The 24300-nt window shown below is 74.0% G+C and carries 21 protein-coding genes; 2 read left to right on the top strand and 19 right to left on the bottom strand.

The features are described 5' to 3' along the window. Positions 1–4: 4 nt before the first annotated feature. The 11 genes from ACZ4M3_RS00735 to ACZ4M3_RS00685 form a co-directional block, all read right to left on the bottom strand. Entirely contained in the window at positions 5–2047 is a 2043-nt protein-coding gene (locus ACZ4M3_RS00735; protein ID WP_467728885.1) for a SpoIIE family protein phosphatase, read from the bottom strand. Positions 2048–2184: 137 nt separating this feature from the next. After that, positions 2185–2664 (bottom strand): DUF3574 domain-containing protein, encoded by a 480-nt coding sequence (locus ACZ4M3_RS00730; RefSeq protein WP_467728884.1) that lies wholly within the window; start codon positions 2662–2664, stop codon positions 2185–2187. A 38-nt stretch (positions 2665–2702) separates the two neighbouring features. Beyond that, positions 2703–3602: a DNA-binding protein gene (locus ACZ4M3_RS00725; RefSeq protein ID WP_467728882.1), complete on the bottom strand. Its 900-nt coding sequence runs from the start codon at positions 3600–3602 to the stop codon at positions 2703–2705. Then, positions 3599–4813, bottom strand: a complete 1215-nt coding sequence (locus tag ACZ4M3_RS00720; protein ID WP_467728880.1) for an MAB_1171c family putative transporter — start codon at positions 4811–4813, stop codon at positions 3599–3601. The genes ACZ4M3_RS00725 and ACZ4M3_RS00720 overlap by 4 nt, the downstream gene beginning before the upstream one ends. Then, positions 4810–5298 (bottom strand): toxin, encoded by a 489-nt coding sequence (locus tag ACZ4M3_RS00715; protein ID WP_467728878.1) that lies wholly within the window; start codon positions 5296–5298, stop codon positions 4810–4812. Before ACZ4M3_RS00715 ends, ACZ4M3_RS00720 begins: the two co-directional genes overlap by 4 nt. A 285-nt stretch (positions 5299–5583) precedes the next feature. Beyond that, positions 5584–6150 (bottom strand): MepB family protein, encoded by a 567-nt coding sequence (locus ACZ4M3_RS00710; RefSeq protein WP_467728877.1) that lies wholly within the window; start codon positions 6148–6150, stop codon positions 5584–5586. 49 nt (positions 6151–6199) lie between these two features. Then, positions 6200–6712, bottom strand: a complete 513-nt coding sequence (locus ACZ4M3_RS00705) for an O-acetyl-ADP-ribose deacetylase (RefSeq protein WP_467728875.1) — start codon at positions 6710–6712, stop codon at positions 6200–6202. After that, positions 6712–8130: a phytoene desaturase family protein gene (locus ACZ4M3_RS00700; protein WP_467728873.1), complete on the bottom strand. Its 1419-nt coding sequence runs from the start codon at positions 8128–8130 to the stop codon at positions 6712–6714. The genes ACZ4M3_RS00705 and ACZ4M3_RS00700 overlap by 1 nt, the downstream gene beginning before the upstream one ends. Positions 8131–8221: 91 nt before the next feature. Continuing rightward, positions 8222–9046 (bottom strand): inositol monophosphatase family protein, encoded by an 825-nt coding sequence (locus tag ACZ4M3_RS00695; protein WP_467728871.1) that lies wholly within the window; start codon positions 9044–9046, stop codon positions 8222–8224. A gap of 96 nt (positions 9047–9142) precedes the next feature. Beyond that, entirely contained in the window at positions 9143–11149 is a 2007-nt protein-coding gene (locus ACZ4M3_RS00690; protein ID WP_467728870.1) for a prolyl oligopeptidase family serine peptidase, read from the bottom strand. A 269-nt stretch (positions 11150–11418) separates the two neighbouring features. After that, positions 11419–12267 carry a LysR family transcriptional regulator gene (locus ACZ4M3_RS00685; RefSeq protein ID WP_467728868.1) on the bottom strand — a complete coding sequence of 283 codons (849 nt, stop codon included), beginning with the start codon at positions 12265–12267 and terminating at the stop codon, positions 11419–11421. A 95-nt stretch (positions 12268–12362) separates the two neighbouring features. Here ACZ4M3_RS00685 and ACZ4M3_RS00680 point away from each other — a divergent pair, with 95 nt between their 5' ends. After that, complete coding sequence (locus ACZ4M3_RS00680; RefSeq protein WP_467728867.1) at positions 12363–13094, top strand: SDR family oxidoreductase; 732 nt, start codon at positions 12363–12365, stop codon at positions 13092–13094. A 2-nt stretch (positions 13095–13096) separates the two neighbouring features. On the opposite strand, the gene ACZ4M3_RS00675 is transcribed toward ACZ4M3_RS00680, so the two are convergent. From ACZ4M3_RS00675 to ggt, 7 genes are all read right to left on the bottom strand, one after another. Continuing rightward, the gene (locus ACZ4M3_RS00675) at positions 13097–14098 is read right to left on the bottom strand and encodes a TIGR03842 family LLM class F420-dependent oxidoreductase (protein WP_467728865.1); all 1002 of its coding nucleotides are present in this window, start codon (positions 14096–14098) and stop codon (positions 13097–13099) included. Positions 14099–14107: 9 nt separating this feature from the next. Next, entirely contained in the window at positions 14108–15508 is a 1401-nt protein-coding gene (gene hydA, locus ACZ4M3_RS00670) for a dihydropyrimidinase (protein ID WP_467728863.1), read from the bottom strand. A 14-nt stretch (positions 15509–15522) separates the two neighbouring features. Continuing rightward, complete coding sequence (locus ACZ4M3_RS00665) at positions 15523–16821, bottom strand: aspartate aminotransferase family protein (protein WP_467728861.1); 1299 nt, start codon at positions 16819–16821, stop codon at positions 15523–15525. Then, positions 16818–17660, bottom strand: a complete 843-nt coding sequence (locus tag ACZ4M3_RS00660) for a nitrilase-related carbon-nitrogen hydrolase (RefSeq protein WP_467728859.1) — start codon at positions 17658–17660, stop codon at positions 16818–16820. Before ACZ4M3_RS00660 ends, ACZ4M3_RS00665 begins: the two co-directional genes overlap by 4 nt. A 168-nt stretch (positions 17661–17828) precedes the next feature. Next, entirely contained in the window at positions 17829–18569 is a 741-nt protein-coding gene (locus ACZ4M3_RS00655; protein ID WP_467728858.1) for a hypothetical protein, read from the bottom strand. Between the two features lie 1383 nt (positions 18570–19952). Beyond that, on the bottom strand, positions 19953–20333 hold the full coding sequence (locus ACZ4M3_RS00650) for a PPOX class F420-dependent oxidoreductase (protein ID WP_467728857.1): 381 nt from the start codon (positions 20331–20333) through the stop codon (positions 19953–19955). 18 nt (positions 20334–20351) lie between these two features. Continuing rightward, on the bottom strand, positions 20352–22154 hold the full coding sequence (gene ggt / locus ACZ4M3_RS00645; protein ID WP_467728856.1) for a gamma-glutamyltransferase: 1803 nt from the start codon (positions 22152–22154) through the stop codon (positions 20352–20354). Between the two features lie 113 nt (positions 22155–22267). Between ggt and ACZ4M3_RS00640 the strand changes: the two genes are divergently transcribed. Continuing rightward, positions 22268–22993 carry a hypothetical protein gene (locus tag ACZ4M3_RS00640; RefSeq protein WP_467728855.1) on the top strand — a complete coding sequence of 242 codons (726 nt, stop codon included), beginning with the start codon at positions 22268–22270 and terminating at the stop codon, positions 22991–22993. Here ACZ4M3_RS00640 and ACZ4M3_RS00635 read toward each other — a convergent pair. Beyond that, on the bottom strand, positions 22953–24260 hold the full coding sequence (locus ACZ4M3_RS00635; RefSeq protein WP_467728853.1) for a cytochrome P450: 1308 nt from the start codon (positions 24258–24260) through the stop codon (positions 22953–22955). The two genes, ACZ4M3_RS00640 and ACZ4M3_RS00635, sit on opposite strands and share 41 nt — an antisense overlap. Between the last annotated feature and the right edge of the window lie 40 nt (positions 24261–24300).

The following is a 24300-nucleotide window of genomic DNA, read 5'->3' as shown; positions in this document are numbered from 1 at the left end:
GCGGCTACGCGGCCGTCGTACGGGCCAGGAGCACCGCCACGTCGTCCTGCGGCGCGGCCGGCAGCAGCCGCTCCAGGACCTCGTCGCACAGCTGCTCCAGCGGCCGGCCCGGCTGCCCGAGGGCCCGCGCCAGCTGGTCCAGGCCCTGGTCGAGGTCCCGGTCGCGGGCTTCGATCAGCCCGTCCGTGTAGAGCGCCAGGAGGCTGCCGGGCGGCAGCGGCACCAGTTCGGTGCGGAAGTCCGTGCCGCCGGAGCCGAGCGGGGTACCGGGCGGCCCGTCCAGGAAGGTCACCGTCCCCGTGGCGCCGACCACCGCGGGCGGCGGGTGGCCGGCCCGGGCGATCACGCAGCCGCCGGCCACCGGGTCGTGGACGGCGTAGACGCAGGTCGCCATCTCGTCCTCGCCCAGGTCCGCCACGGCTGCGTCCAGTGAGCGCAGCATCCGCTCGGGTGGCACGTCGTGGCGCGCGAGGGTCCGTACCGCCGTACGGAGCTGGCCCATGACGGCCGCCGCGTGGATGCCGTGGCCCATCACGTCGCCGATGACCAGTCCGGTCCGGCCCCGGGGCAGCTGGATGACGTCGAACCAGTCACCGCCGACGTCGTGCGCGCTGGCGGGCTGGTAACGGCCGGTCAGCTCCAGGCCGGTGACCCGGGGCAGGGCGCTGTTGGTGAGACTGCGCTGGAGGGTGAGGGCCGCCCGCCGCTGGGCGGTGTACATGCGGGCGTTGTCGATGTTGAGGGCCGCGCGGGCCACCAGCTCGTCGATCAGGACGCAGTCCTGCTCGTCGAAGGGCCCGCGCCCGCGCAGCCGGGTCACGGTGACCGCGCCGAGCACCGTGCCGCGCGCGACCAGCGGGACCAGCCGCGCCGACCCGAGGCCGGCCAGGTACCTGCGCAGGGGTTCGGCGCGCGCGTCGGTGATCAGCGCCGGCACGTCGGTGGCGTACAGGTTCATGGGCCGGCCTTCGGCGATGACCCGTTCGTAGACGGTCCCGGCGGGGATCCGGAAGGTCTGGCCGGGGGCGAGGACGGCCGTCGGCGCGGCCGGGTCGGGGAAGGTGACGGCGATCCGGCGCAGGACCCCGCGGTTGGAGACCGCGGCGTCGTCGGGGCCGAGGACGGCTTCCAGGAGCTGTACGTCGGCGGAGTCGGCGAGCTGCGGCACCAGCAGGTCCACGGTCTCCCGGGCGGTCTGGCCCAGGTCGAGCGTCGTCCCGATGCGGGTGCCGGCCTCGGCGAGCAGCGCGAACCGCCTGCGGGCCCGCTCGGCCTCCAGCTGCGCCCGCTGGCCTTCGGTGATGTCGATGAGGGAGGCGATCACGCCGAGGGGGCGGCCGCTCGCGTCGAGCAGCGGGGCGTAGGAGCAGGACCAGGTCCGGTCGTGGTCGGGATCGGAGGGGGTGCGGCCGGTGCGGCGGACGTCGACGACGGCGGTGCCCCGCTCCAGCACCTGCCGCATCGTCGCCTCCAGGGCGGCGGCGTTGACGCCGGGGACCACCTCGGTGAGCCGTTTGCCCAGGTGGGCGGCGGCCGAGACGCCGTTCATCCGGGCCAGGGCGTCGTTGACGCGCAGGAAGCGCAGGTCGGTGCCGAGGGTGGCGAGGCCGATCGGGGACTGGGTGAACAGGCTCTGCAGGGCGGCGAGGGAGTCCCGCATGTGGAGGACCTCGGAGGTCTCCACGGCGATGAGCATGGCGCCCGGACGGCCCCGCGGATCGGCGGCGGGCACGATCCACATCTCCATCGTCACGCGGTGCCCGTCGCGGTGGCGTACGGGCAGGGTCCCGACGACGGTCTCGCCCGCCTGCACCCGGCGGGTCAGCTGGTCGGCGAGCTCGCGGTTGGCGTCGGGGACGAGGACGGCGCTGCCGGGGCGGCCGAGGATGTCCGCGGGTCGGTGGCCGAGCAGGTCCTGGGCGGCCAGGGACCACTCCACGACGCGTCCGTCGGCGTCCTCGCGCCACAGGGCGATCGGCAGCAGCTCCCGCAGGACGCCCGCGTACCCGACCACGCCTGGCGGCTGGTCCGGTACACCGTTCGTCAACCGGTAAGTGTCCAATGCACCGACCTCACCCCGGGTGGGCCCGTTTCCTACCGGTTCACCCTAGCCGAGTGCCCGGCGCGGGGCGCTGCGGTCGTCTCCCGGCGGACGGCCCGGCCGGGGCCGTCCGCCGGGGCGGGTCAGAAGTCGACCTGGACCCGCGCGTCGGCGCGGCCGACGGACTCCAGCTCCCACGTGGCGCAGTACAGGTTGCGGATGTACTCGATGTCGGCGTCCCGGGCCCTGGCCTCCGTCACCGGGTAGAGCACCGTCAGTTCGTACGACTTCTCGCGGTTGATGTCACCCTCCTTGTCCCTCCACTGGCCGCGCCCCTCCTGGAGGGTCAGTCCGGCCGGGAAGCGGGGGGTGACGACGTCGGCGATGAACTTGTTGAACTGCTCCTCGGTGATCGGCGGGTTGCCGTTGTGCCGGCCGGTGCCGAAGTAGAGCGAAGTGGAGACGTACGGTCTGCCCCGTTCCGCGGCGGCGTCCTGGCTCACCGCCGAGGCGGCGGGTGACTCGAAGGTGGCGTTCGATGCCGGGCTTCCCGAGGCGAAGAAGAGCAGGGCCGCGGTGAGTACGGCGGCGGCCGCGGGCATCGATATCCGAATGGGGCGCATGGGGTCCCTGTCTGTGGCGGTGGTCGTTGGGGGGTGGTCTACGGGGTGCGCAGGGGCGCCGGACCGGGCAGGTGCTCCCGCAGGAACACCGCCGCGTCCCGCAGCCGCGCGGGGACGCGCGGGGCCCGGCGCAGGAGGTGCGCGGTCCGGTGGAGCGACTCGGCCGTCCGGGCGGAGCCGGTGCGGGCGGCGCGGGGCGCGAGGTCGGTGATGAGGTCCTCCGCCTCGCTCCAGGCCCCGGCCCGGGCCTGGGCGGCGAGGAGTTCCGCGGCGAAGAGGTGGCGGTAGGAGGGGCCGGGTGCGGTGGCCGCCGAGTGCAGCAGGGGCAGGGCGCGGTCCCACTGGCGCAGCCGGGCCAGCACCCAGCCCTGGTGGCCGGTCAGCTCGGCCTGGTCGATCCACCAGGCCCAGTGCGGGTCGCGGCGGGACACGCCGTCCAGGAAGCGGCTCCGGGCCCGGGCGATCAGCTCCAGGGGCTCCCGGTGGGCGCCGAGCAGGGCGGTCGCGTGGGCCTGGCGGATCAGTACGAGGCTGCTGACGCGGGCGGGCAGCGGGCGCGGTCCGGCGACGCGCGAGACGGTCTCCAGGGCGGCGCGCGGGTGCCCGGTGTGGGTCTGGAGCATGCTGTGGTTCAGCCGTACCAGCCGGGCGGTCCAACGGTCGCCGCAGAGTTCGGCGAGGGCGAGGGCGTGGGCGTTGACCCGGTACGCCTGCCGGTGCAGGCCCGCGTCGAAGAGGATCCAGCCGATCACCTCGGCCAGCTCGGCCAGCGCCGCGAGCCGGTCGCTGTCCCGGCCGCGCAGGCTGCCGGGCGCGGCGGAGAGTTCCGGGTGGCGGCGTACGGCCTCGCGGGCGGCGGGGACCGCGGCCCGCGCGCCCTGCGTGGCGTCGAGGGTCACCAGCCGCTGCACGGTGTGTGCCGCCGCCGGGGCGGTCACCGGGTCACCGCCCACGCTTCGGGCCGGCGGCCGCTGCGGCCGAGTGCGGTGAAGGAGGAGGCCACTTCGGTCAGCCACTCCAACTCGTCGCGGAAGTCCTCGCAGGGCGGCCGCGCGGGGATCTCCGGGGTGTCCGCCTCTTCGGCCCGTTCGTCGGGGTTCCGGCTGAGGGCGGCGCACACCTGGAGGGCCTCGCCCAGTGGCGAGGTCGGGTCCTCCGGGAGGCCGAGCGAGCGGGCGACCCGGGAGAAGTCGGCGAGGGAGAGCGTGGTGCGCAGGATCAGCTGCCCGTCGCGGATCTCGATCACGCGCCGGTAGAGGCTGTAGTGCAGGTCCCGGGGCGGCAGCAGGTCCCGTGCCCAGGACCTGGGCGGGTCCAGCGCGATGTCGGGGGACGCCTGGTGCAGGGCCCACCACAGCGGGCGCAGGCGGAGGTAGGCGCGGTAGCTGCGGCCCCAGGCCCGGGCGCGGGTGAGGCGGATGCCCCAGGCGGGGATGGTCCATCCGGTGATCTGGAGCAGGGCGCCGATGCTGCCGCAGGCCCATTGGACCGGGTCGAGGCCCGCGCCGTCGAAGTGCAGCCGGGTGCCGGCGATCTGGATGCCCCGGGTGACGCAGTAGACCAGGATGAGCGTCGCGCCGACGGTGACGGTCCGCATGCCCGCCGCGAGCCACTGCCGGTTGGCCACCCTGGTGAAGCGCACCGACAGCCGTACCGTCTCGGCCTGCCCCACGGCGCATATCAGCAGGTAGAAGGACATGTACAGGGCGTATCCGCCGTGGTGGATGCTCAACAGGATCGTCGACGTCGCGGTGTCGGAGTGTGCCACCGGGCCGACCACGAAGGACGAGGTCACGAGCACGCAGAGGGCGGCGCCGAAGAACAGGACGCGCCGGCGTGCCATCCGCCGGGCCTGCGCGGGCGGCGACGACCAGTGGACGAGGACCACTTGCTGCGCGGCGGTCAGGACGACGACCGCGACCTGGGTGATCAGCGAGGTGATGTTGGGGACGCCGAAGAATCCCGAGATGTGGAGCCGCAGTTGGTCCAGGTCGACCAGGAAGCTGATCCCGGAGCACAGGAAGTAGACGCACAGCGCCCACAGCGCGATGTCGTGCTTGCGGCGCACCAGGTCCGGCAGCCGGTACGCGAAGGCGGCCAGCCCGACGAAGGCGCAGATCCAGGCGAGGGCCGTGTAGACGGCGGTCACTGCGGATCCGCCTTGCCGAGGCCCTGCTCGATGCGGGCGACGACGTCGGCGGCTTCCGCGGGGACGGCCCACGCGGGTTCGACCCAGCGCTTGGTGGCGCGGGCCAGGATGAGGGAGGCCATGGTCTCGGCCTCCTGCTCCTCGTCGTCGCTGTAGCGGGAGCGCATCAGCAGCCCCCGTACGCCGGCCGGGTCGACGTTGGGGAGGAGCGGCCCGGAAGGGGTGCGGTCCAGGGGTACGGAGCCGCGGTGCTCGAAGGCGATGTGGGCCAGTTCATGGGTGATGATGTGTTCTTTGTGCGCCGGCGAAGCCGACTTCTCGAACGCGACGACGTCGAAGTCGTCCAATTTGAGCCACAGGCCCAGCAAATGGCGTTCCGGGAAGGACGTCGGAATCAGATGAATGGTGCGCTTGCGGCTCTCGCTGAGATAGCGGTGGAGTTCGTCGATTCCGCAGCCGTGCTCCATACCCCACTCCACCAGCATCGCCTCGCACGTACGGCGGACCTTCCTGAGCCGGCGCCTGAGCCGTCTGTCCTCCGATCCCGGCGACTCTGAGCCCGGTATCTTCATCCCTCAGTCCTCCGGCGGAACTCGGCGGCTGCCCTCCCCTGCCCGGGCTTCTTGATCTCCGGGGCAGACGACGCGGTCATGATGTCATACGCCCAACTCCCCCTCGCCCGTTGTGGGTTCTATTCGGCCACGGATCGTCGGTTTCCGCCGAAAACAGCTGGGGGTGAATACCGCCCGCGGGATATGCCCCGGGGGAATTCAGCACGTTCGCCGGGGGTGGTGCAGCTCCCGGGCGCGGGCGGGGTCCACGGGGGTGTCCGGGCGCAGGTGCAGGAAGTACTCCGCCTGCCATGCCTGGGTGCGCTCGGCCTGGCGGCTGGTGACGGTCACCCAGGGCGGGTAGACGCGCAGGGCCCGCTTCCCGCCGGAACCGTCCACCGATACGACGCCGCGGCGGCGCAGCACGTCGAGGGGCAGGACGAACTGGCCGAAGTGGTCGCCGTCGCGGCTGCTGATGACGAACAGGTCGACGGCGTCCGTGGCGTCGAAGGGCCGGATGGGGCCGCCCGGGGACCGCTGCCACGCGGTGACGAACTGGCCCGCCTTGGTGGGCGTCGTCCGCGCCGCGCGGAACCTGACGGAAAGGCCGTCGAGCGTGTAGTGGTGGGCGGCGTAGTCGGCGCTCTCGGCTTCGGGGACCGGCTGCGTGCAGGTGAACCCGCTGGGGTCGTAGACGAGCGCTTTCGCCGCGCGGAGGTCGGGGTGGGTTCCGGCGTCCCACCGCGCCGTCGGAACGGCGGAAGCGTACGCGTGTTCGACGGACATGGCCCTACCCTGTCATGCCGGGGCGCCCCCCCCAACCCGCCCGGCGGGGTCAGCCCAGCGCGGCGGCGAAGGCGGCGTAGGCGGCGGCGTCGAAGAGGACGAAGCGGACCTCCTCCACGGAGGTCGGCGTCGCGCGCACCGTCTCCACCGCGATCCGGGCGCCGTCGTCCATCGGCCAGCCGTAGACCCCCGTCGAGATGGCCGGGAAGGCGACGGTACGGGCGCCGAGCTCGTCCGCGACCCGCAACGACTCCCGGTAGCAGGAGGCGAGCAGGCCGGAGCGGTCCTCGTCGCGCGAGTGGACGGGCCCGACGGTGTGGATGACGTGGGTGGCCGGCAGCCGCCCCGCCGTGGTGGCGACGGCCCGGCCCGTCGGCAGGCCCTTGCCGTAGTGGGAGCGGCGCAGCTGCTCGCAGGCGGCGAGGATCTCCGGTCCGCCGCGCCGGTGGATGGCGCCGTCCACTCCCCCGCCGCCGAGCAGCGAGGAGTTGGCGGCGTTGACCACGGCGTCGGCGTGCTCCGCGGTGATGTCGCCCTGGACGAGGGTGATGCGGGGCGGCATCAGGACCCCTTCCGCAGGTGGCGCCAGACGGCCTTGGCGGCGTTGTGGCCGGACATGCCGTGGACTCCCGGTCCCGGCGGGGTCGCCGAGGAGCACAGGAACACCGCCGGGTGGGCCGTGGTGTACGGGGACAGGGTGATCTTCGGGCGGAGCAGGAGCTGGAGTCCGGAGGCGGCGCCGCAGGCGATGTCCCCGCCGACGTAGTTGGGGTTGCGCGCGGCGAGCTGCGGCGGGCCGGCGGTGGCGCGGGCCAGGACGAGGTCGCGGAAGCCCGGGGCGAAGCGCTCCAGCCGGCGCTCCATGGCCTCGGTGAGGTCCCCGTCCCAGCCCGCCGGTACGTGCCCGTACGCCCAGAAGACGTGCTTGCCCTCCGGCGCCCGGCTCGGGTCGACGAGACTGGGCTGGGCGGTGATGAGGAAGGGGTTGCGCGGGGCGCGGCCGCCGGAGGCCAGCTGCAGGGCGGCGTCGATGTCGCGGGTGCGCGGGCCGATCTGGACGGTGCCGGCCCGGCGGGCCTCCTCGGCGGTCCAGGGGACGGGGCCGTCCAGCGCGTAGTCGATCTTGAAGACGGAAGCTCCGTAGCGGTAGCCGTCGTACGCCCGCCCCAGCCGGGCGATCCGTGCCAGCGCGGTCGGCGAGGTGTCGAAGACGTACGCCCGGGCCGGAGGCAGCTCGTCCAGCCGCTTGACCTCGAAGTCCGTGTGCACGCAGCCCCCGAGGTCGCGCAGGTACGCGGCGAGGGCGTCCGAGACGGACTGCGAGCCGCCGCGCGGCATCGGCCAGCCGTTGGCGTGCGCGGCGAGCGCGAAGACCAGGCCGACGGCGCCGGTGCCGATCCCGTTCAGCGGTGCGATGACGTGCGCCACGAGGCCGGCGAACAGCGCGCGGGCCCGGTCGTCGCGGAAGCGGCTCAGCAGCCAGGTGGCGGGCGGCAGCCCGGCGAGCCCGAAGCGGGCCAGGGTCACCGGGTCCCTGGGCAGCGCGGTCGAGGGCAGGGACATGAAGTCCCGGGCCAGCGTGTCCCATTTGCCGAGGAACGGCTGCACCAGGCGGCGGTAGGCGCCCGCGTCGCGCGCCCCGAAGGACGCCGCCGTCTGGGCGACCGAGCGGGACAGCACCGCCGCCGTGCCGTCGTCGAACGGGTGCGCCATCGGCAGCGGGGCGTGCAGCCACTCCAGCCCGTACCGCCGCAGCGGCATCGTCGCGAACACCGGCGAGCCGGCGCCGAGCGGATGCACCGCCGAGCAGGGGTCGTGCCGGAAGCCGGGGAGGGTGAGTTCCTCGGTGCGGGCGCCGCCGCCGACGGTCCCGGCGGCTTCGAAGACGGCCACGGACAGCCCGCGCCGGGCCAGCTCGACGGCGGCGGTCAGCCCGTTGGGGCCGGCCCCCACCACGACCGCATCGAGAATCGAGGGCACCTTACGACTCCTTCGTCCGGCGGCGGCACCGCGTATGAGGCGGCGGTGCGTCCAGGCGGCACTGTATTGAAGAGATGGCGGATCCGGCCGGTCATTCGCCCCGCAGCAGCTCGCGGATCCGGACCGCCGTGGCCTCGTCACGGCCCACGGCGAACGGCAGCGCGTTGTCCCGGTCCACCCGGAAGGGCACCCCGGCGACGGTGCTCTGGGCGCCGCCCGCCTCCGCGACCAGCAGCAGCCCGGCGGCGTGGTCCCACGCCGAAGGCCAGGTGAAGGCCAGGCCGTCCATCTCGCCGCGGGCCACCTTGAGGTACTCCAGGCCGGCCGATCCGCAGGGGCGGGCCCCGACCCCGGGTACGTCGAGCCGGGCCAGGGCGCGCTTGTCCTCGTCGGAGGTGTACAGCGGGTGGGCCATGGCGACCCGCAGCGCGGCGCCGGGCTCCGGGGAACCGCTGTGGATGCGCTCGCCGTTGACGTACGCCCCCTCCCCGCGCACGGCGGTGGCCAGCTCGTCCAGCGCCGGGGCGTAGGTCCAGGAGGCGAGGATCTCCCCGCGGTGGGCCAGCGCGACCAGGGTGCAGAAGCCGGCGTCGCCGCTGACGAACTGCCGGGTGCCGTCGACGGGATCCACGATCCAGACGGGCGCGTCGGCGCGCAGCGCCGCGTACACCGTGGGGTCGGCGTGCACGGCCTCCTCGCCGACGACGGCGGAGCCGGGCAGCAGGCGGGTCAGCGAAGCGGTCAGGTGCTCCTCCGCCTTGCGGTCGGCGACGGTGACCAGGTCGTGCGGGCCGCTCTTCTCGTCCACCTCGTGCTCGGCGAGCTGCCGGAATCTCGGCATGATCTCGACCGCGGCCGCCTTGCGGACGGCCTCTTCGACGGCGGACAGGTCGACGGCCGGAAATTCTGTGATCATGCCTCCATCACACCACGCCCGACTGACAAACCCCACCCGCCGGCCCGGCGGGCGGGGGCACTCCGGGTGGACGGCGGGTGACCGCGCCCCGGCCGGTCAGCCGAGGTGCTGCCAGAGGAAGGTGTGGGCGAGCGCCTGGTTGAAGGCGGCTTGGCCGTTGTCGGCGGCGCCGCCGTGGCCGCCGCCGGTGTTCTCGTAGAGGTGGACCCGGTGGCCGAGTTCGCGCAGCCGGGCGGCCGTTTTGCGGGCATGGGCCGGGTGCACGCGGTCGTCGCGGGTGGACGTCATCAGCAGCAGCGGCGGGTAGGGCCGGCCGGCCGCCAGCTGGTGGTAGGGGGAGATCGCCCGCAGGTGCGGGCGGTCGGCCTCGTCGTCCGGGTCGCCGTACTCGCCGGTCCAGGAGGCGCCCGCGAGCAGCTTGTGGAAGCGGAGCATGTCCAGCAGGGGGACCTTGGCGACGATCGCGCCGAACAGCTCCGGGTAGCGGGTGAGCATGGCACCCATGAGGAGGCCGCCGTTGCTGGCGCCGACGGCCCCGAGCTGCCCGGGGGTCGTGGCGCCGCGGGCGATCAGGTCGCGGGCGACGGCGGCGAAGTCCTCGAACGCGCGGGGCCGGTCGGCGCCGAGTGCGGCCCAGTGCCAGGCCGGTCCGTACTCGGCGCCGCCGCGGATGTTGGCCACCGCGTAGGTGCCGCCACGGGCCAGCCAGGCCCGGCCGGTGACCGGGCTGTAGGAGGGCGTCTGCAGGTCCCGGAAGCCTCCGTACCCGTACAGCAGCACCGGCCCGGGACCGGACGCGTTCTCGGGTCCGACGACGAAGTACGGGACCCGGGTGCCGTCCGCCGAGGTGGCGAAGTACTGCCGCGCCCTCATTCCGGTGGCGTCGAAGTGGGCCGGGGCCTGCTTGAGGGTCTCGGTGGCGCCGCCGATCTCGCCCCGGTAGAGGGTGGACGGCTGGAGGAAGGAGTCGACGTCGAGGAAGTACTCGTCGCAGACGTCCGGATCGGTGTCGGTGACGCCCGCGGACGACAGCGGCGCCACGTCCGCCAGCGGCCTGCGCGACCACTGCCCGCCGGGGCCGGGCGTGAGGATCTCGATCCGGGTCGCGACGTCGGACAGGGTCTCCAGGACGAGGTGGTGGCGGGTCCAGCTGTGCCCGGCCAGGGCGGTGCGCCCGTCCGGGGCGAACAGCACGGACGCGGTGCGGTCACCGGCGAGGAACGCCTCGAAATCGAAGACGAGGAGCGAGCCGGCCGGGTGCCCCAGCCAGGGTGACTCCGGGGTGACGACCAGCCACCGCTTCCAGGCGTACTTCCCCGCGTCGTCCGGTACGTCGACGCGTACCGGCGTGCCGTCGCCGGTGAGCAGGAACAGCTCGTCGTGCCAGAAGTCCCGGGAGCGGGAGACGAAGTCCCGCTCGAAGCCCGGCGTCGGATCGTGCCAGCCGGTGGCCGACACGTCGCCCGCCGCGACCTCGAAGACCGTCCGGGCCTGCGCCAGGGCCGTGCCGCGGCGCCAGCGGCGTACGGTGCGCGGGTAGCCGGCGTCGGTGAGGGAGCCGGGGCCGGTGTCGGTCCCGACGTACACGTGGTCGGCGTCGATCCAGCCGATCCGGGTCTTCGCCTCCGCCACCTCGAAGCCGCCGGGGACGAACGCCCGCGTACCGAGGTCGAACTCCCGGACGACGACGGCGTCCGAACCCGCCCGGGACAGGCTCACCAGCGCCCGCCCGTAGTCCGGGTAGCGCACCTGCGCCCCGGCCCACACCCACTCCACGCCCTCGGCGGCGCCGAGCGCGTCGACGTCCAGGAGCAGCTCCCACTCGGGGGCGTCCTTGCGGTACTGCTCCAGCGTCGTACGCCGCCACACCCCCTTCGGCCGGGGTGCGTCGCGCCAGAAGTTGTAGAGGAACGCGCCCCGGCGGACGGTGTAGGGGATCCGGTCGGAGGCGTCGAGGACCTCCCGGACCTCCTCGCGCAACGCGTCGAAGCCGGGCCCGCGGGCGAGCGCGGCGAGCGTCTCCGCGTTCCGCTCCGCCACCCAGGCGAGCGCGTCGGCGCCCTCCACTTCCTCGAGCCACAGGTACGAGTCGTCATCCGTCACGAGGAGCGATTGTGCCTCCCCCACGGCTGCTGCGTGCGCGCGTCCCGAAGGCCGGGCTAGGGGGCGTCTGGCGGATCAGGGTCGGATGGCCCGGGTCGGCTGGTGCCGTGGATTGCACGGCGGAGGAGGGAGCCACCGCGGTGGGGGTACCTCTGGGGCCCCCGGACGGAGTCTGGGGGAGGTAGCCGGGGGACGTCGGTGACCGACGACAACGCGGCAAGGCGCGGCACCAGGCGGGCCGGGCCCGGCCATGGTCCGTCAGACACCCCCTAGAGACGTGTCGCGGTCCGGATGAGGTCGGCGACGGCGGTGGACCGGCTGTGCGGGGGCCAGGCGATCACGGTGGTGACCGGCGGCGCGTCCAGCACGGGCACGGCGGCGAGGTCGTCGTGCAGTTGGGCCCGGCCCGACTCCGGTGAGAGTGCGCAGGCCCGGCCGAGCGCGACGAGCTGCAACAGCTGCGCCTGGTCGCGGACCAGCGGGCCGGGCCCGGGCGGGTAGCTGCCGTCCGGGTCGGGCCAGCGGGGCAGGGGCAGGCCCGGCAGATCGGCGATGTCGGCCATGTGCACATGGGCCCGGGCGGTGAGCGGATGCCCGGCCGGCAGGACCACGACCTGGCCCTCCGTGCTGAGTTCTTCGGTGTGGAAGCCGGCCGTGGAGTCGAACGGCCGGTGCAGCAGCGCCACGTCGGCCCGGCCCTCGCGCAGGAGTCGCGCCTGCTCGGCCGGACCGCACAGGATGACGTCGACGGGAACCGCGCCGGGTTCGGCGGCGTACGCGTCGAGCAGTTTCGCCAGCAGTTCTCTGGACGCGCTGGCCTTCGTGACCAGGACCAGGCCGGGACGGCCGGTCCCGGACAGCGCGGCGCGGCGGGTGCGGCGCTCGGCGGCGTCGACCGCGTCGAGGGCCGCCCGGCCCTCGGCCAGCAGCACCGAGCCGGCCTCGGTCAGCGTGACGGTGCGGCCGGTCCGGTCCAGCAGTTCCGCCCCGAGCCGGCGTTCGAGCTGCCGGATCGCCCGTGACAGGGGCGGCTGCGCGATCCCGAGCCGCTGCGCGGCGCGCCCGAAGTGCAGCTCTTCAGCGACGGCGACGAAATACCGCAGTTCCCGGGTCTCCATACGAACACGCTAACCCCGGTCAATACCCTGACGGTATCGTTGCCCACCCGATCGGTCTTGGACGCCTACCAGGGTCCAAGAGCAGCATGGTCCCCATGAGCGAACGAACGATTGCGCTGGTCACCGGCGCGAACAAGGGAATCGGCTACGAGATCGCCGCGGGCCTGGGCGCCCTCGGCTGGAGCATCGGCGTCGGCGCCCGCGACGACGGGCGCGGTAAGGCCGCGGTGGAGCGGTTGCGCGCGGCCGGCGTCGACGCGTTCGGCGTACCGCTGGACGTGACCGACGACGCGAGCGCGACCGCCGCCGCCCGGCTGATCGAGGAACGGGCCGGGCGTCTCGACGTACTCGTCAACAACGCGGGCATCTCCGGCGGCATGCCGCAGGAGCCCACCCGGGTCGATCCCGCCACCATCCGGACCGTCGTGGAGACCAACGTGATCGGCGTCATCCGCGTCACCAACGCGATGCTGCCGCTGCTGCGCCGCTCCGCCTCACCGCGGATCGTGAACATGTCCAGCAGTGTCGGCTCCCTCACCCGGCAGTCAGGATCCGCCGCTGAGCAGACGACGGGTCCGGTGGCCGCGGCCTACTCGCCGTCGAAGACGTTCCTGAACGCCGTCACCCTCCAGTACGCCCGGGAGCTGGCCGGCACGAACATCCTGATCAACCTCGGCTGCCCCGGCTACGTCGCGACCGACCTCAACGGCTTCCACGGCGTGCGCACCCCCGAGCAGGGCGCCGCGATCGCCATCACGCTCGCGACCCTGCCCGACGACGGCCCGACCGGCGCGTTCTTCGAGGATGCCGGCGTAGTTCCCTGGTGACGTCAGCTGTTGATCGCCGGGATGACGTGCTGTCCGTACGCCTCGATCACCTTCTCCCGGGCGTCGTGCATGGCGTAGACGGCGAACTGGTCGACCCCGAGGTCGCGCAGGGCGCGGAGTTTCTCGATGTGGGCCCCGGTCGGGCCCAACAGGCAGAAGCGGTCCACGATCTCGTCCGGGACGAAGGCCGTGTCGGGATTCCCGGCGCGGCCGTGGTGGCTGTAGTCGTAGCCCTCGCGGGACTTGATGTACTCGGTGAGGGCGTCGGGAACCATCGAGGAGTGTTCGCCGTAGCGGGAGACGAGGTCGGCGACGTGGTTGCCGACCATGCCGCCGAACCAGCGGCACTGGTCGCGGGCGTGGGCGAGGTCGTCGCCCACGTACGCCGGAGCGGCCACGCAGATGGTGATCGCATCCGGGTCCCGGCCGGCCCGGGCGGCGGCTTCCCGGACCGCCTTGATCATCCACTCCGTCAAGTAGAGGTCCGCGAGCTGGAGGATGAAGCCGTCGGCCTTCTCCCCGGCCAGGGCCAGCGCCTTCGGGCCGTACGCCGCCATCCACACCGGGAGCTTCCCGTCGCGGATCCAGGGGATGCGGACCGGGTTGCCGTCCACCTCGGCCTCGCGGCCCTCCGCGAGGTCGCGGATCACCTCGATGGCCTCCCCCAGCCGGGCGAGGGTGTTGGGTTTGCGTCCGGCGACCCGCATCGCCGAGTCGCCGCGGCCGATCCCGCAGACCGTGCGGTTGCCGTACATGTCGTTGAGGGTGGCGAAGGTGGAGGCGGTCACCTCCCAGGTACGGGTGCCCGGGTTGGTGACCATCGGGCCGATGTGCAGTTTCTGCGTGTTGGCCAGGATCTGGCTGTAGATGACGAACGGCTCCTGCCACAGCACGGCGGAGTCGAAGGTCCAGCCGTAGCGGAAGCCGTTGCGCTCGGCGCGCTTCATCAGGCTGATGACCTGGGCGGCGGGCGGGTCTGTTTGCAGGACGAGGCCGAAGTCCATCACGGCTCCTTACAGGTACTGGCAGGTCGAGCGGGGGACGAAGGCCCCGTGACCGGCCCGGCCGGTGTACTCGCGCCGGTCGATGACGAGTTCGCCGCGCGAGAGGACCGTGTCGACGCGTCCGGTGATCCGCTTGCCCTCGTACGCCGAGTAGTCCACGTTCATGTGGTGCGTCTCGGCGGAGATGACCTGCTCGGCGTGCGGATCGTAGAGGACGATGTCGGCGTCGGAGCCCGGCGCGATGGTGCCCTTCTGGGGGTAGAGGCCGAACATCCGGGCCGGGGTCGCGCAGGCGATCTCGATCCAGCGGCGGCGGGTGATGTGCCCGTCCAGAACGGCCTGGTGGAGGAGGTCCATCCGGTTCTCCACACCGGGCAGACCGTTGGGGATCTTGGAGAAGTCGCCGCGGCCGAGCTCCTTCTGGCCGCGGAAGCAGAACGGGCAGTGGTCGGTGGAGACCACCTGGAGGTCGTTGGTACGCAGGCCCCGCCACAGCGCCGCCTGGTGCTCGCGCGGCCGCAGCGGGGTGGAGCAGACGTACTTGGCGCCCTGGAAGTCGGGCTCCGCGAGGTTGTCGGTGGACAGGAACAGGTACTGCGGGCAGGTCTCCCCGAAGACGGGCAGCCCCTTGTCCCGGGCCGCGGCGAGTTCCGCGACCGCCTCCTCGGCCGAGACGTGGACCACGTACAGCGGCGAGCCGGCCACCCGGGCCAGCTGGATGGCCCGGTGCGTGGCCTCGGCTTCGAGGAGCACCTTGCGGACCTCTCCGTGGTGGCGGGGGTCGGTCTCCCCGCGCGCCAGGGCCTGTTCGACGAGGACGTCGATCGCGATGCCGTTCTCGGCGTGCATCATGATCAGCCCGCCGTTGCCGGAGGCCCGTTGCATCGCCCGCAGGATCTGCCCGTCGTCGCTGTAGAAGACGCCCGGGTAGGCCATGAACAGTTTGAAGGACGTGACGCCCTCGCCGACGAGGTGGTCCATCTCCTTGAGGGTGCCCTCGTTGACGTCGGAGAGGATCATGTGGAAGGCGTAGTCGATCGCGCACCGGCCGTCGGCCTTGTCGTACCAGGTGTCGAGCCCGGCGCGCAGGGAGCGGCCCACGCTCTGCACGGCGAAGTCGACGATGGTGGTGGTGCCGCCCCAGGCGGCGGCCCGGGTGCCCGTCTCGAAGGTGTCCGAGGCGGCGGTGCCGCCGAAGGGCAGCTCCATGTGGGTGTGGGCGTCGACGCCGCCGGGGATGACGTACTTCCCGCTCGCGTCGATCGTGGTGTCCGCCGTCCAGCCGTCGGCGGCCTGCGAGCCGTGGGCCGCGAGGGCGGCGACCCGGCCGTTCTCGATCAGGACGTCCGCGTGCAGTTCGTCGGCGGCCGTGACGACGAGTCCGCCGCGGATCAGGGTGCGGGTGTTCATGTACGTGTCCCTCGCTACTGGTTCAGGCCGCGCAGGGCCTGTTCGAGGATCTCGGCGCCCTCTTCCGCCTCCGCGACGGTGAGGGAGAGCGGCGGCGCGATGCGCAGCACGCTGGTGTTGTACCCGCCGCCCTTGCCGAGCAGCAGGCCTCCGGCGCGGGCTGCCTCCAGTACGGCGGCGGCCGCTTCGGGGTCGGCCCGGTCGGTGCCCGGCTTCGTCAGCTCCAGGGCGGCCATCAGGCCCCGGCCGCGTACCTCCCGTACGGCGGGCACGGCGGCGGCGATGGCCCGCAGCCGCTCCAGCAGCAGGCCGCCGACGCGGCGGGCGTTGCCCTGGAGGTCGTGCTCCAGCAGGTAGCCGAGGTTCGCGACGCCGGCCGCCATGGTGACCGGGGAGCCGCCGAAGGTGGAGATGGAGTTCGAGTCGAGGCAGTTCATCACCTCGGGGCGGGCCACGACCCCGCCGATGGACATGCCGTTGCCGATGCCCTTGGCGAAGGTGAGGATGTCCGGCGGGCCGTTCTGGGCGTGCGCCTGCCAGCCCCAGAAGTGCTCGCCGGTGCGGCCCCAGCCGGTCTGCACCTCGTCGCTGATCCACAGGATGCCGTGCCGGTCGAGGACCTCGCGGAACGCGCCGTAGAGGCCGTCGGGCGGGGAGGTGAACCCGCCGACGCCCTGGATGGGTTCGGCGATGAGCGCGGCCACCCCGCCCCGGGCCTGGCCCAGTACGTCTTCCAGGTCGGCGACCGCGGCCGCGGTGAAATCGGCGTCTCCGAGGTGGGCGAAGGGGCCCCGGGTGCGGACCGCGCCGTGGACGTAGTACGTCTGGAGCGGCGAGAGGCTGGTCGGGGACCAGCCCCGGTTGCCGGTGATGGAGACGGTCGAGAACGACCGGCCGTGGTAGCTGTTGCGCATCGCCAGGATCTGGTTCGAGCGGCGGTACGTCGTCGCGAGCAGCAGGGCGGTGTCGTTGGCCTCGGTGCCGGAGGTGGTGAAGAAGACCCGGGCGTCGGGGATGCCGGAGAGCGCGGCGACCCGTTCGGCCAGCTCGACCATCGGCCGGTTCAGGTACAGGGTGGAGGAGTGGATGATCCGGCCGGCCTGTTCGGAGACGGCCTTGGTGACCTCGGGCAGGGCGTGGGCGGTCATCGTGGTGAGGATGCCGCCGAAGAAGTCGAGGTAGCGGTTGCCTTCGGCGTCCCAGACGTGGCGGCCCTCGCCGTGGGTGAGCTCGACGGGGCGCTCGTAGTAGAGCGTGAGCCAGTCCGGCAGGACGGCGCGGTGGCGGCTGTGCAGGGGGATCGGGTTGCTCACGGCTGTACCAGTCCTCCGTAGGCGTCGGGGCGGCGGTCGCGGTAGAAGGCCCACTGGTCGCGGACTTCCTTGATCAGGTCGAAGTCGAGGTCGCGGACGAGGAGTTCCTCCTCCTTGTCGCTCGCCGGCTCGCCGACGAACTGGCCGCGGGGGTCGACGAAGTAGCTGGAGCCGTAGAAGTCGTTGTCGCCGTACTCCTCCTGCCCGATGCGGTTGATGGCCGCGATGAAGTACTCGTTCGCGACGGCCGCGGCGGGCTGTTCCAGCTGCCAGAGGTAGGCGGAGAGACCGCGGTGGGTGGCGGAGGGGTTGTAGACCAGCTGGGCTCCGGCGAGCCCCAGCTGGCGCCAGCCTTCGGGGAAGTGCCGGTCGTAGCAGATGTAGACGCCGACGCGGCCGACGGCGGTGTCGAAGACGGGCCAGCCGAGGTTGCCCGGGCGGAAGTAGTACTTCTCCCAGAAGCCCTTGACCTGCGGGATGTGGTGCTTGCGGTACTTCCCGAGGTAGCTGCCGTCGGCGTCGATGACGGCGGCGGTGTTGTAGTAGAAGCCCTCGGACTCCAGCTCGAAGACCGGGACGACGATCACCATGCCGGTCTCGCGGGCCAGGTCCTGCATCCTGCGGACGGTGGGGCCGTCGGGGACGGCCTCGGCCCAGCGGTAGTGCTCGGGTTCCTGGACCTGGCAGAAGTAGGGCGCGTTGAACACCTCCTGGAAGCCGATGATCTTCGCGCCCTCGGCAGCGGCCCGGCGGGCGTGCTCCTCGTGCTTGGCGATCATCGACTCGGTGTCTCCGGTCCAGGTGGCCTGGACCAGCGCGGCGCGGACGACTTGGGCCATGAGCTGCCTCCTCGCGACGGGAACGCCGACTTCTACGCACGTAGACGGTGTCCGTAGGGAGTAGAACGTAGGCCGCGTCACAGCGCGGGGCAAGAGCGCCGTGCGGTCTTGGAGTAGTCGATCACGTTACGTCGATACGTGATCGTTTGCGATCAGGCGGCGGGCGGTTCAGGGCAGCGGGATCCCCGCGACGCGGAGGGCGTGGGACAGGTCGCGGTGTTTGCCGCCGGCGAGCGCGGCGGCCGCGCGGAGCAGGCGGGGGGCGAACCAGTGGGGGTCCCGCCGGGCCAGAGCGGCGGCCTCGTCGGCGGTGCGCAGCCGGACGAAGGCGGCGAGCAGGGCGTCGGCCTCCCGGTCACGGCCGGCCGCGCCGAGGAGGCCGGCCGCCTCGGCGATCTCGGCGGTGGGGCGGGCGGCGGCCTGGCGCAGCAGCGCGACGCAGTCGCCGTCCCGGCCGGCCTCGCCGAGGGCGGCCGCGGCGGCGGCGAGCCGGTCGGGCGGGAGCGAGGCGGCCTCCCAGAGCAGGGTGGCCCGGTCCGCGCCGAGCCCGGCGCGGTCCAGTTCGGCGGCGAACTCCGGGAGCAGCGGGGCGGGCCATCCGGTGGCCTCGCAGAGCAGCGCGTGCGCCTCGCCACCGTGGCCCTGGGCCCGCAGCCCGACCAACCGGGCCACGGCCCGGGACACCTCGGGTGCCGCCGGGGCGGGCTGCGCCGGGGGCGCCGTCGGAGGGGCCGCCGCCGCTGGCTTCGCCGGGGCGAGGGCGAACCGGGCGCCGCGCGGGGCGGCTTCGGGGGCCCGCGGGGCTTCGTCGGGCAGCGAGGGCGGCGCCGCCTCGGCCGGCGCCCCCGCGTACCGGGCGCCCCCGCCGCGGCGCCCGCCCCGCAACCACCGCCCCTCGGCCCGCCCCACGGGCCCCCCACCCCGCTGCCCGGGCACCCCGCCCAGCAACTCCGCCCCGTCCTCCCCCGGCCGGCCCGCAGCCGCCCGCGCCCCGGGCGGATCCGCCGGGACTTCCCGCCAGGGCCCCGCCAACCGCGAGGGCTCGTCCGGCCGTTGCGACACCGGGCCGGCCGACGGGCCCTCCGGCCAACCGACACCCTCCGGCCCGGACAGACCAGCCCCCGGATCCCCCGGCCAGGCCTCAGGCGCCTGCGCCACGGGCCCGCCCGCCGGGTCCTCCAGCCAGGGGCCCGCCAACAGCGAGGGCTCGTCCGGCCGTTGCGACACCGGGCCGGCCGACGGGCCCTCCGGCCGCAATTCAGCCTCCTGCGCCAAGGACGCGGCCCCCGGCCCCCCGTACCGGAACTCCGGCAACGCCTCCGGCGGCTGCGCCGCGGGGCCGCCCGGCGGGCCCGCCCGCCAGGGATCCGGCGCCGGGCCCTCGTACCGGGACCCCGGTAACACCGGGAGCGCCCCGGGCGGCTGCGACACCGGGCCGGCCGACGGGCGCTCCGGCGCCGACAGGGCAGACCCCGGATCCCCTGGCCGGCCCTCAGGCGGCTGCGACACGGGCCCGGGCGTCGGGGCCGCGTGCTCGGGCTCCGCCAACCGCGAGAGCGACTCCGGCGGCTGCGCCGCGGGGCCGGTCGGCGGGCGACGGGATTCCGGCCCGTCGGCCCACGACGGCGTCGGCGGGTCATCCCGGCCGGCGGCTCCGGCCTTCAGGTCCGGGCGGCGGGACTCCGGTGTACCCGTCCGCGACGGGGACGGCGGGTACTCGTGCCCGGATTCCGGGCCGCCGTCCCGCCGTGGCCGGGGCAGGCCAGCCGACAGGGCGGCGAGGCGGCTCGTCAGGTCCGCGTGGCGGGCGTGGGCGCGGGCCGTGTCGTCCTGGACCCAGGACAGCTCGCGCGTCAGCGCCCGCACCCGCGCCGGGTCCGTGGCCGCGGCCAACCGCTCCGTCAGGACCGCCAGGGCCGCCTCCGACGCCGCCCGCTGCTCCGCGGCCCGCGCCAGCAGTTCCCGCAGCTCCCCCGCACCGCCCGGCGCCCGGTCCCACGCGGCGGCCGCCGCGTCCCGGAGCCGGGCCGCGTACTCCACCTCCCCCGCCGCGGCCGCCCCGTCCAGCAGCAGCGACGCCAGCACGTCCCAGGGCGGTATCGCGGCCCCCTCCAGACAGGCCCGCATCCCCTCCGGGTCCCGCCGCAGGAACTCCCCGTACCAGCCCGCCCCGGGATCCAGTCTCCGCGTCAACCCGCGTAAGTACTGCGCGAGTTGACCGGTCAGCAGCGAGGTCGCCGTCTCCATCCCCGCATTGCACCCCACCCGTGTTACGGGCGGGCTACGGGAATCTCAAAGCTTGACGGCGATGCCGGTGTGCGGCCGCTTGCCCCGCCGCACCAGCGCGGCCGGCAGGTCCACCGCCCAGAACTGCCAGCTGTACTTGCGTGACATCAGCTTGCGCACCCGCCGCAGCCCCGCTTCGTCCAGCAGCCGCGCCCGCCCCTCGACGGCGACCGCGCCCTCCGGTACCCGGCCGCGCACGTCGCAGGCGGTCACGGTGACCCGCCCGTCGTTGCGGATCCGCTTGACCTTCCACGAATCACTGCGCGTCCACACGTACAGCTCGCCCCCGTCGGCCACCGCCCAGACGGGCGTGGCGACGGGGGTGCCGTCCTTGCGGAAGGTGGTCAGACTGACGTACTTGCCCCGGCCGAGCTCCTCAACGGTCATGCCCCGACCTTAGGGCCTCTACGGACGCCCGTGCGGGTGTACGACCATCGCCGATCCCCCGCCCCGGCGGCTGGTCTCGGCCGCCGCCAGCCAGCGGCCGTCCGGGAGCCGCTGGACCCCGGTGGCGGCGCCGATCTCCGGGTTCTGCCGGAAGACGTGGCCGAGCGCCTCCAGCTGGCCCCGGACCGGGCTGTCCCACAGTCCCGGCTCCAGCTCCGTGGCGCTCTGGTTGCGCTGGCTGGCCCGCGGCGCGGCGATGGCATCGACCAGCGGCAGGCCCCGGTCCAGGTGCCCGAGCAGGGTCTGGAGCACGGTGGTGATGATCGTGGCACCCCCCGGGGAGCCCACGGCGAGGACCGGGCGGCCGTGTTCCAGGACGATCGTCGGCGCCATCGACGAGCGCGGCCGCTTGCCGGGGCCGGGCAGGTTCGGGTCCGGGACGCCGGGGGCGGCGGGGGCGAAGGAGAAGTCGGTCAGCTCGTTGTTGAGCAGGAAGCCGCGGCCCGGGACGGTGATGGCGCTGCCGCCGGTGGATTCGATGGTCAGGGTGTAGGAGACCACGTTGCCCCAGCGGTCGGCGACCGTGAGGTGGGTGGTGTTCTCGCCCTCGTACGTGGTGGGCGCGGCCTGGCCGGTGGTGGCGCACGGCTGCGGGTCGCGCGGGTCGCCGGGGGCGAGCGGGCTGGTCAGCGCCCGGTCCGGCCGGATCAGGCAGGCGCGGCTGTCGGCGTACCGCTGGGAGAGCAGCTCGCGGGTGGGGACCTGCTCGGCGGCCGGGTCGCCGACCCAGCGGCCCCGGTCGGCGAAGGAGATCCGGGACGCCTCGATGTAGCGGTGCAGGTACTGCGCCTCGGTCAGCCCGCCGAGGTCGGTGCCCTCCAGGATGTTCAGCGCCTCGCCGACGGTGGTGCCGCCGGAGGAGGAGGGGGCCATGCTGTAGACGTCCAGGCCCCGGTAGCGCACCTGTGTGGGGGCCTGGCGCTTGGTCGCGTACGCCCGCAGGTCCCCGGTGGTCAGGTCGCCCGGGCGGACGGTGCGGGTGGCGGCCGGGCTCACCGGGGGCTTGCGGACGGCGCGGACGATGTCCTCGGCGAGCGGGCCCCGGTAGAGGGCTCCGGTGCCCTTGCGGCCGAGTTCGGCGTACGTGGCGGCCAGGTCCGGGTTCTTGAAGGTGGAGCCGACCACGGGCAGCGCCCCGCCCGGCAGGAACAGCTTGGCGGTGTCCGGGAAGTCCTTGAAGCGGTCCTGGTTGAGCTCGGTCTGCGCCCGGAAGGTGGCGTCGACGGTGAAGCCGCCCCGGGCCAGCTTCTCGGCGGGCTCCAGGAGCCGGCCCAGCGGCCGGGTGCCCCAGGAGTCGAGCGCGCTCTGCCAGGTCGCCGGGGTACCGGGGACGCCGACGCCGCGGCCGCTGGTCTGGCCCTCGGCGAACGGGATGGGGACGCCGTTCTCCTGGAACAGGGTGGCGGTCGCGGTCGCCGGGGCGGTCTCGCGGCCGTCGATGGTCTGCACCCGGCGGGAGGCGGCGTCGTAGTAGACGAAGTAGCCGCCCCCGCCGACCCCGGCGGAGTACGGCTCGGTGACCCCGAGCGCGGCGGCGGTGGCGACCGCCGCGTCCACGGCGTTGCCGCCCGACCGGAGCACCTCGATGCCGGCCGCCGAGGCGTCGGCGTCGACGCTGGCGACGGCCCCGCCGTAGCCGACGGCCACCGGGACCTTCGCGGGAGCACCGGCCGCCGCGGAGGGCGGGGCGGCGGCGCCGGTGGACACCAGCGCCCCGGCGAGGGCGACGAGCGCGAACTGACGTGCGGCGGGACGACGCATCCGTACCTCCAGTCGACAGCCCGTCAGATCCCCTGTGACGGGCCCGGTCCGGCACTGTAGCTTCACCGCACCCCCCACGTCAGGACCGCCTGGGGCGGGTTAACATCCGCGCCATGAACGACGACGTGCGCAACATCGTGCTCGGGGTGGTGGCCACCGCCATCAGCGGCGGTTTCGGCTGGTTCTCCCGGACGTACCTGTGGCGCCGCAAACTCCGCCGCAAGCAGGCCTTCTTCGGCCTTCCCACCGGCTCGGACTGCGTGTTCGTGGTCAACCGGCAGATGGGCGGCACGGAGGGGTCGGTGCACCGCAACGACGCCTTCGCCCTGCTGGAGATATCCGCGCTGATCAAGGACTGTGGGGCGAACCTGCAGATCATTCCGCACGACTCGGCCCGCCAGGGCTTCGGCGAGCGCGCGGAGTTCTGTGTGGGAGGGCCCGTCTCCAACGCGCGCACGGCCGCGCACCTGGCCTCGATGCTGCCGGGCGTGCGGGTCGACGTGTCCACCGAGCCGGGGCCCGACCGGGGGGCGATCCGGGTCGGCGAGGAGACGTTCCGCTGGGCCAAGGGGCAGGTGGACCACGTGCTGCTGGCCCGGCTGACGACCGGCCCGGGGACCCGGCCGGTGTTCCTGATCTCCGGGCAGACCGCGATCAGCAACCAGGCGGGGGCGCGGTACCTGGCCCGTCACCACGAGGCGCTGGCCCGCAAGTACGGCGGCGACTCCTTCTGCGTGGTGTTGAAAGTGATCAACTCGGACGCCTACGGACCGGACGTGGTCGAGCTGCTGGCCGACGTCACCCGCACGGCCCGGACACCCGCAGCGGCAGCCGTGTGATCCCGTTGATGAAGTTGGAGACCAGCCTGCGCGGCGGGCCCGCCGGTTCGGGAGCCGGCATGAGGTCGCGCCACTCCTCGTAGAGGGCGCGCAGCTGGAGCCGGGCGAAGTGGGCGCCGAGGCAGACGTGCGGGCCGTCGCCGAAGGACACGTGCGGATTGGGCGACCGGCCGAGGTCGAGGCGGCCCGGGGCGGCGAAGACGCGCTCGTCGTGGTTGGCGGAGGCGTGGAAGACCACCACCTTGTCGCCGGCCCGGATCGGCTGCCCGGCGAGCACGGTGTCGACGGCCGCGGTCCGGCGGAAGCTGAGCACCGGCGGGTGGACGCGCAGGAGTTCCTCCACGGCCCGCTGCACCGGCACCCGGCCGCGCGCGAGGCGCCGGTAGGCGTCCGGGGAGCCGGCCAGGGCGAGCAGGCCGCCGGGCGCGGCGCTGCGTACGGTGTCGTTGCCCGCGACGGTGAGCAGGAAGAAGAACATCTCCAGCTCCCCCGGGGCCAGTCCGGCCTCGGCGAGGGTCGTCATCACGTCCTCGCCGGGGTGCGCCCGCTTGACGGCGGCCAGCTCGCGGGCGTAGTCGAACATCTCGCCCAGCAGGGCCGGCGAGCGGGGGTTGAGGGGCTTTCCGTCGGGGCCGAGCGGGGGCGCGGGCGCGTCCTCGGGGTCCTGGTAGCCGATGATCCGTACGGTCCACTCCAGCAGCAGCCCCCGGTCGGCCGCCGGGACGCCCAGCAGGTCGGTCAGATTGAGCAGCGCGTACTCGTCGGTGACGGCGGCGACGATGTCGGCGGCGCCGTCCACGGCCCCGTCGCGGGCCGCGCGCAGCAGCGTACGGGCGCGTTCGCGCACCCGGGCGGCGAAGGCGTCGACGCGGGCGGGGGTGAAGGCGCGGGCGACGAGCCGACGCAGCCTGCCGTGCCCGGCCGGGGTCTCCCCGAGTCCGCAGGGCCTGGGCGAAGGGTCCTGGTTGAGCATGGCGCGCCGCAGGAACGGCAGGTCGGCCGGGTCCGGGTCGCGGATCTGGGTGGCGCCCAGCCAGGAGGAGTACGTGGCGTGGTCGCGCAGGACCCGTACGGTGGCGGCGTGCCGGGTGACGGCCCAGAACCCGGGGCCGGCGGGCCAGCCCAGGACCTCCGGTTCGGGCTGCCAGGCCACCGGGTGCCGCTCGCGCAGGAGCCGGTAGCGCTCGTGCGGGATGCCCGCGGCGTAGAGGCGGGGGTCGAAGACGTCGGGGACGTCGTCGGCGCCGGGCGCCGGGGCGTCGGTCATGGCAGCCACGGTGGCGCCCGCGCCCCTGTCCCCGCAAGGG

The sequence above is a fragment of the Streptomyces sp. NPDC026522 genome (genome assembly GCF_055567555.1).
The sequence above is the reverse complement of the archived record's forward strand: the minus strand, read 5'-3'. Positions and strand labels throughout refer to the sequence as shown.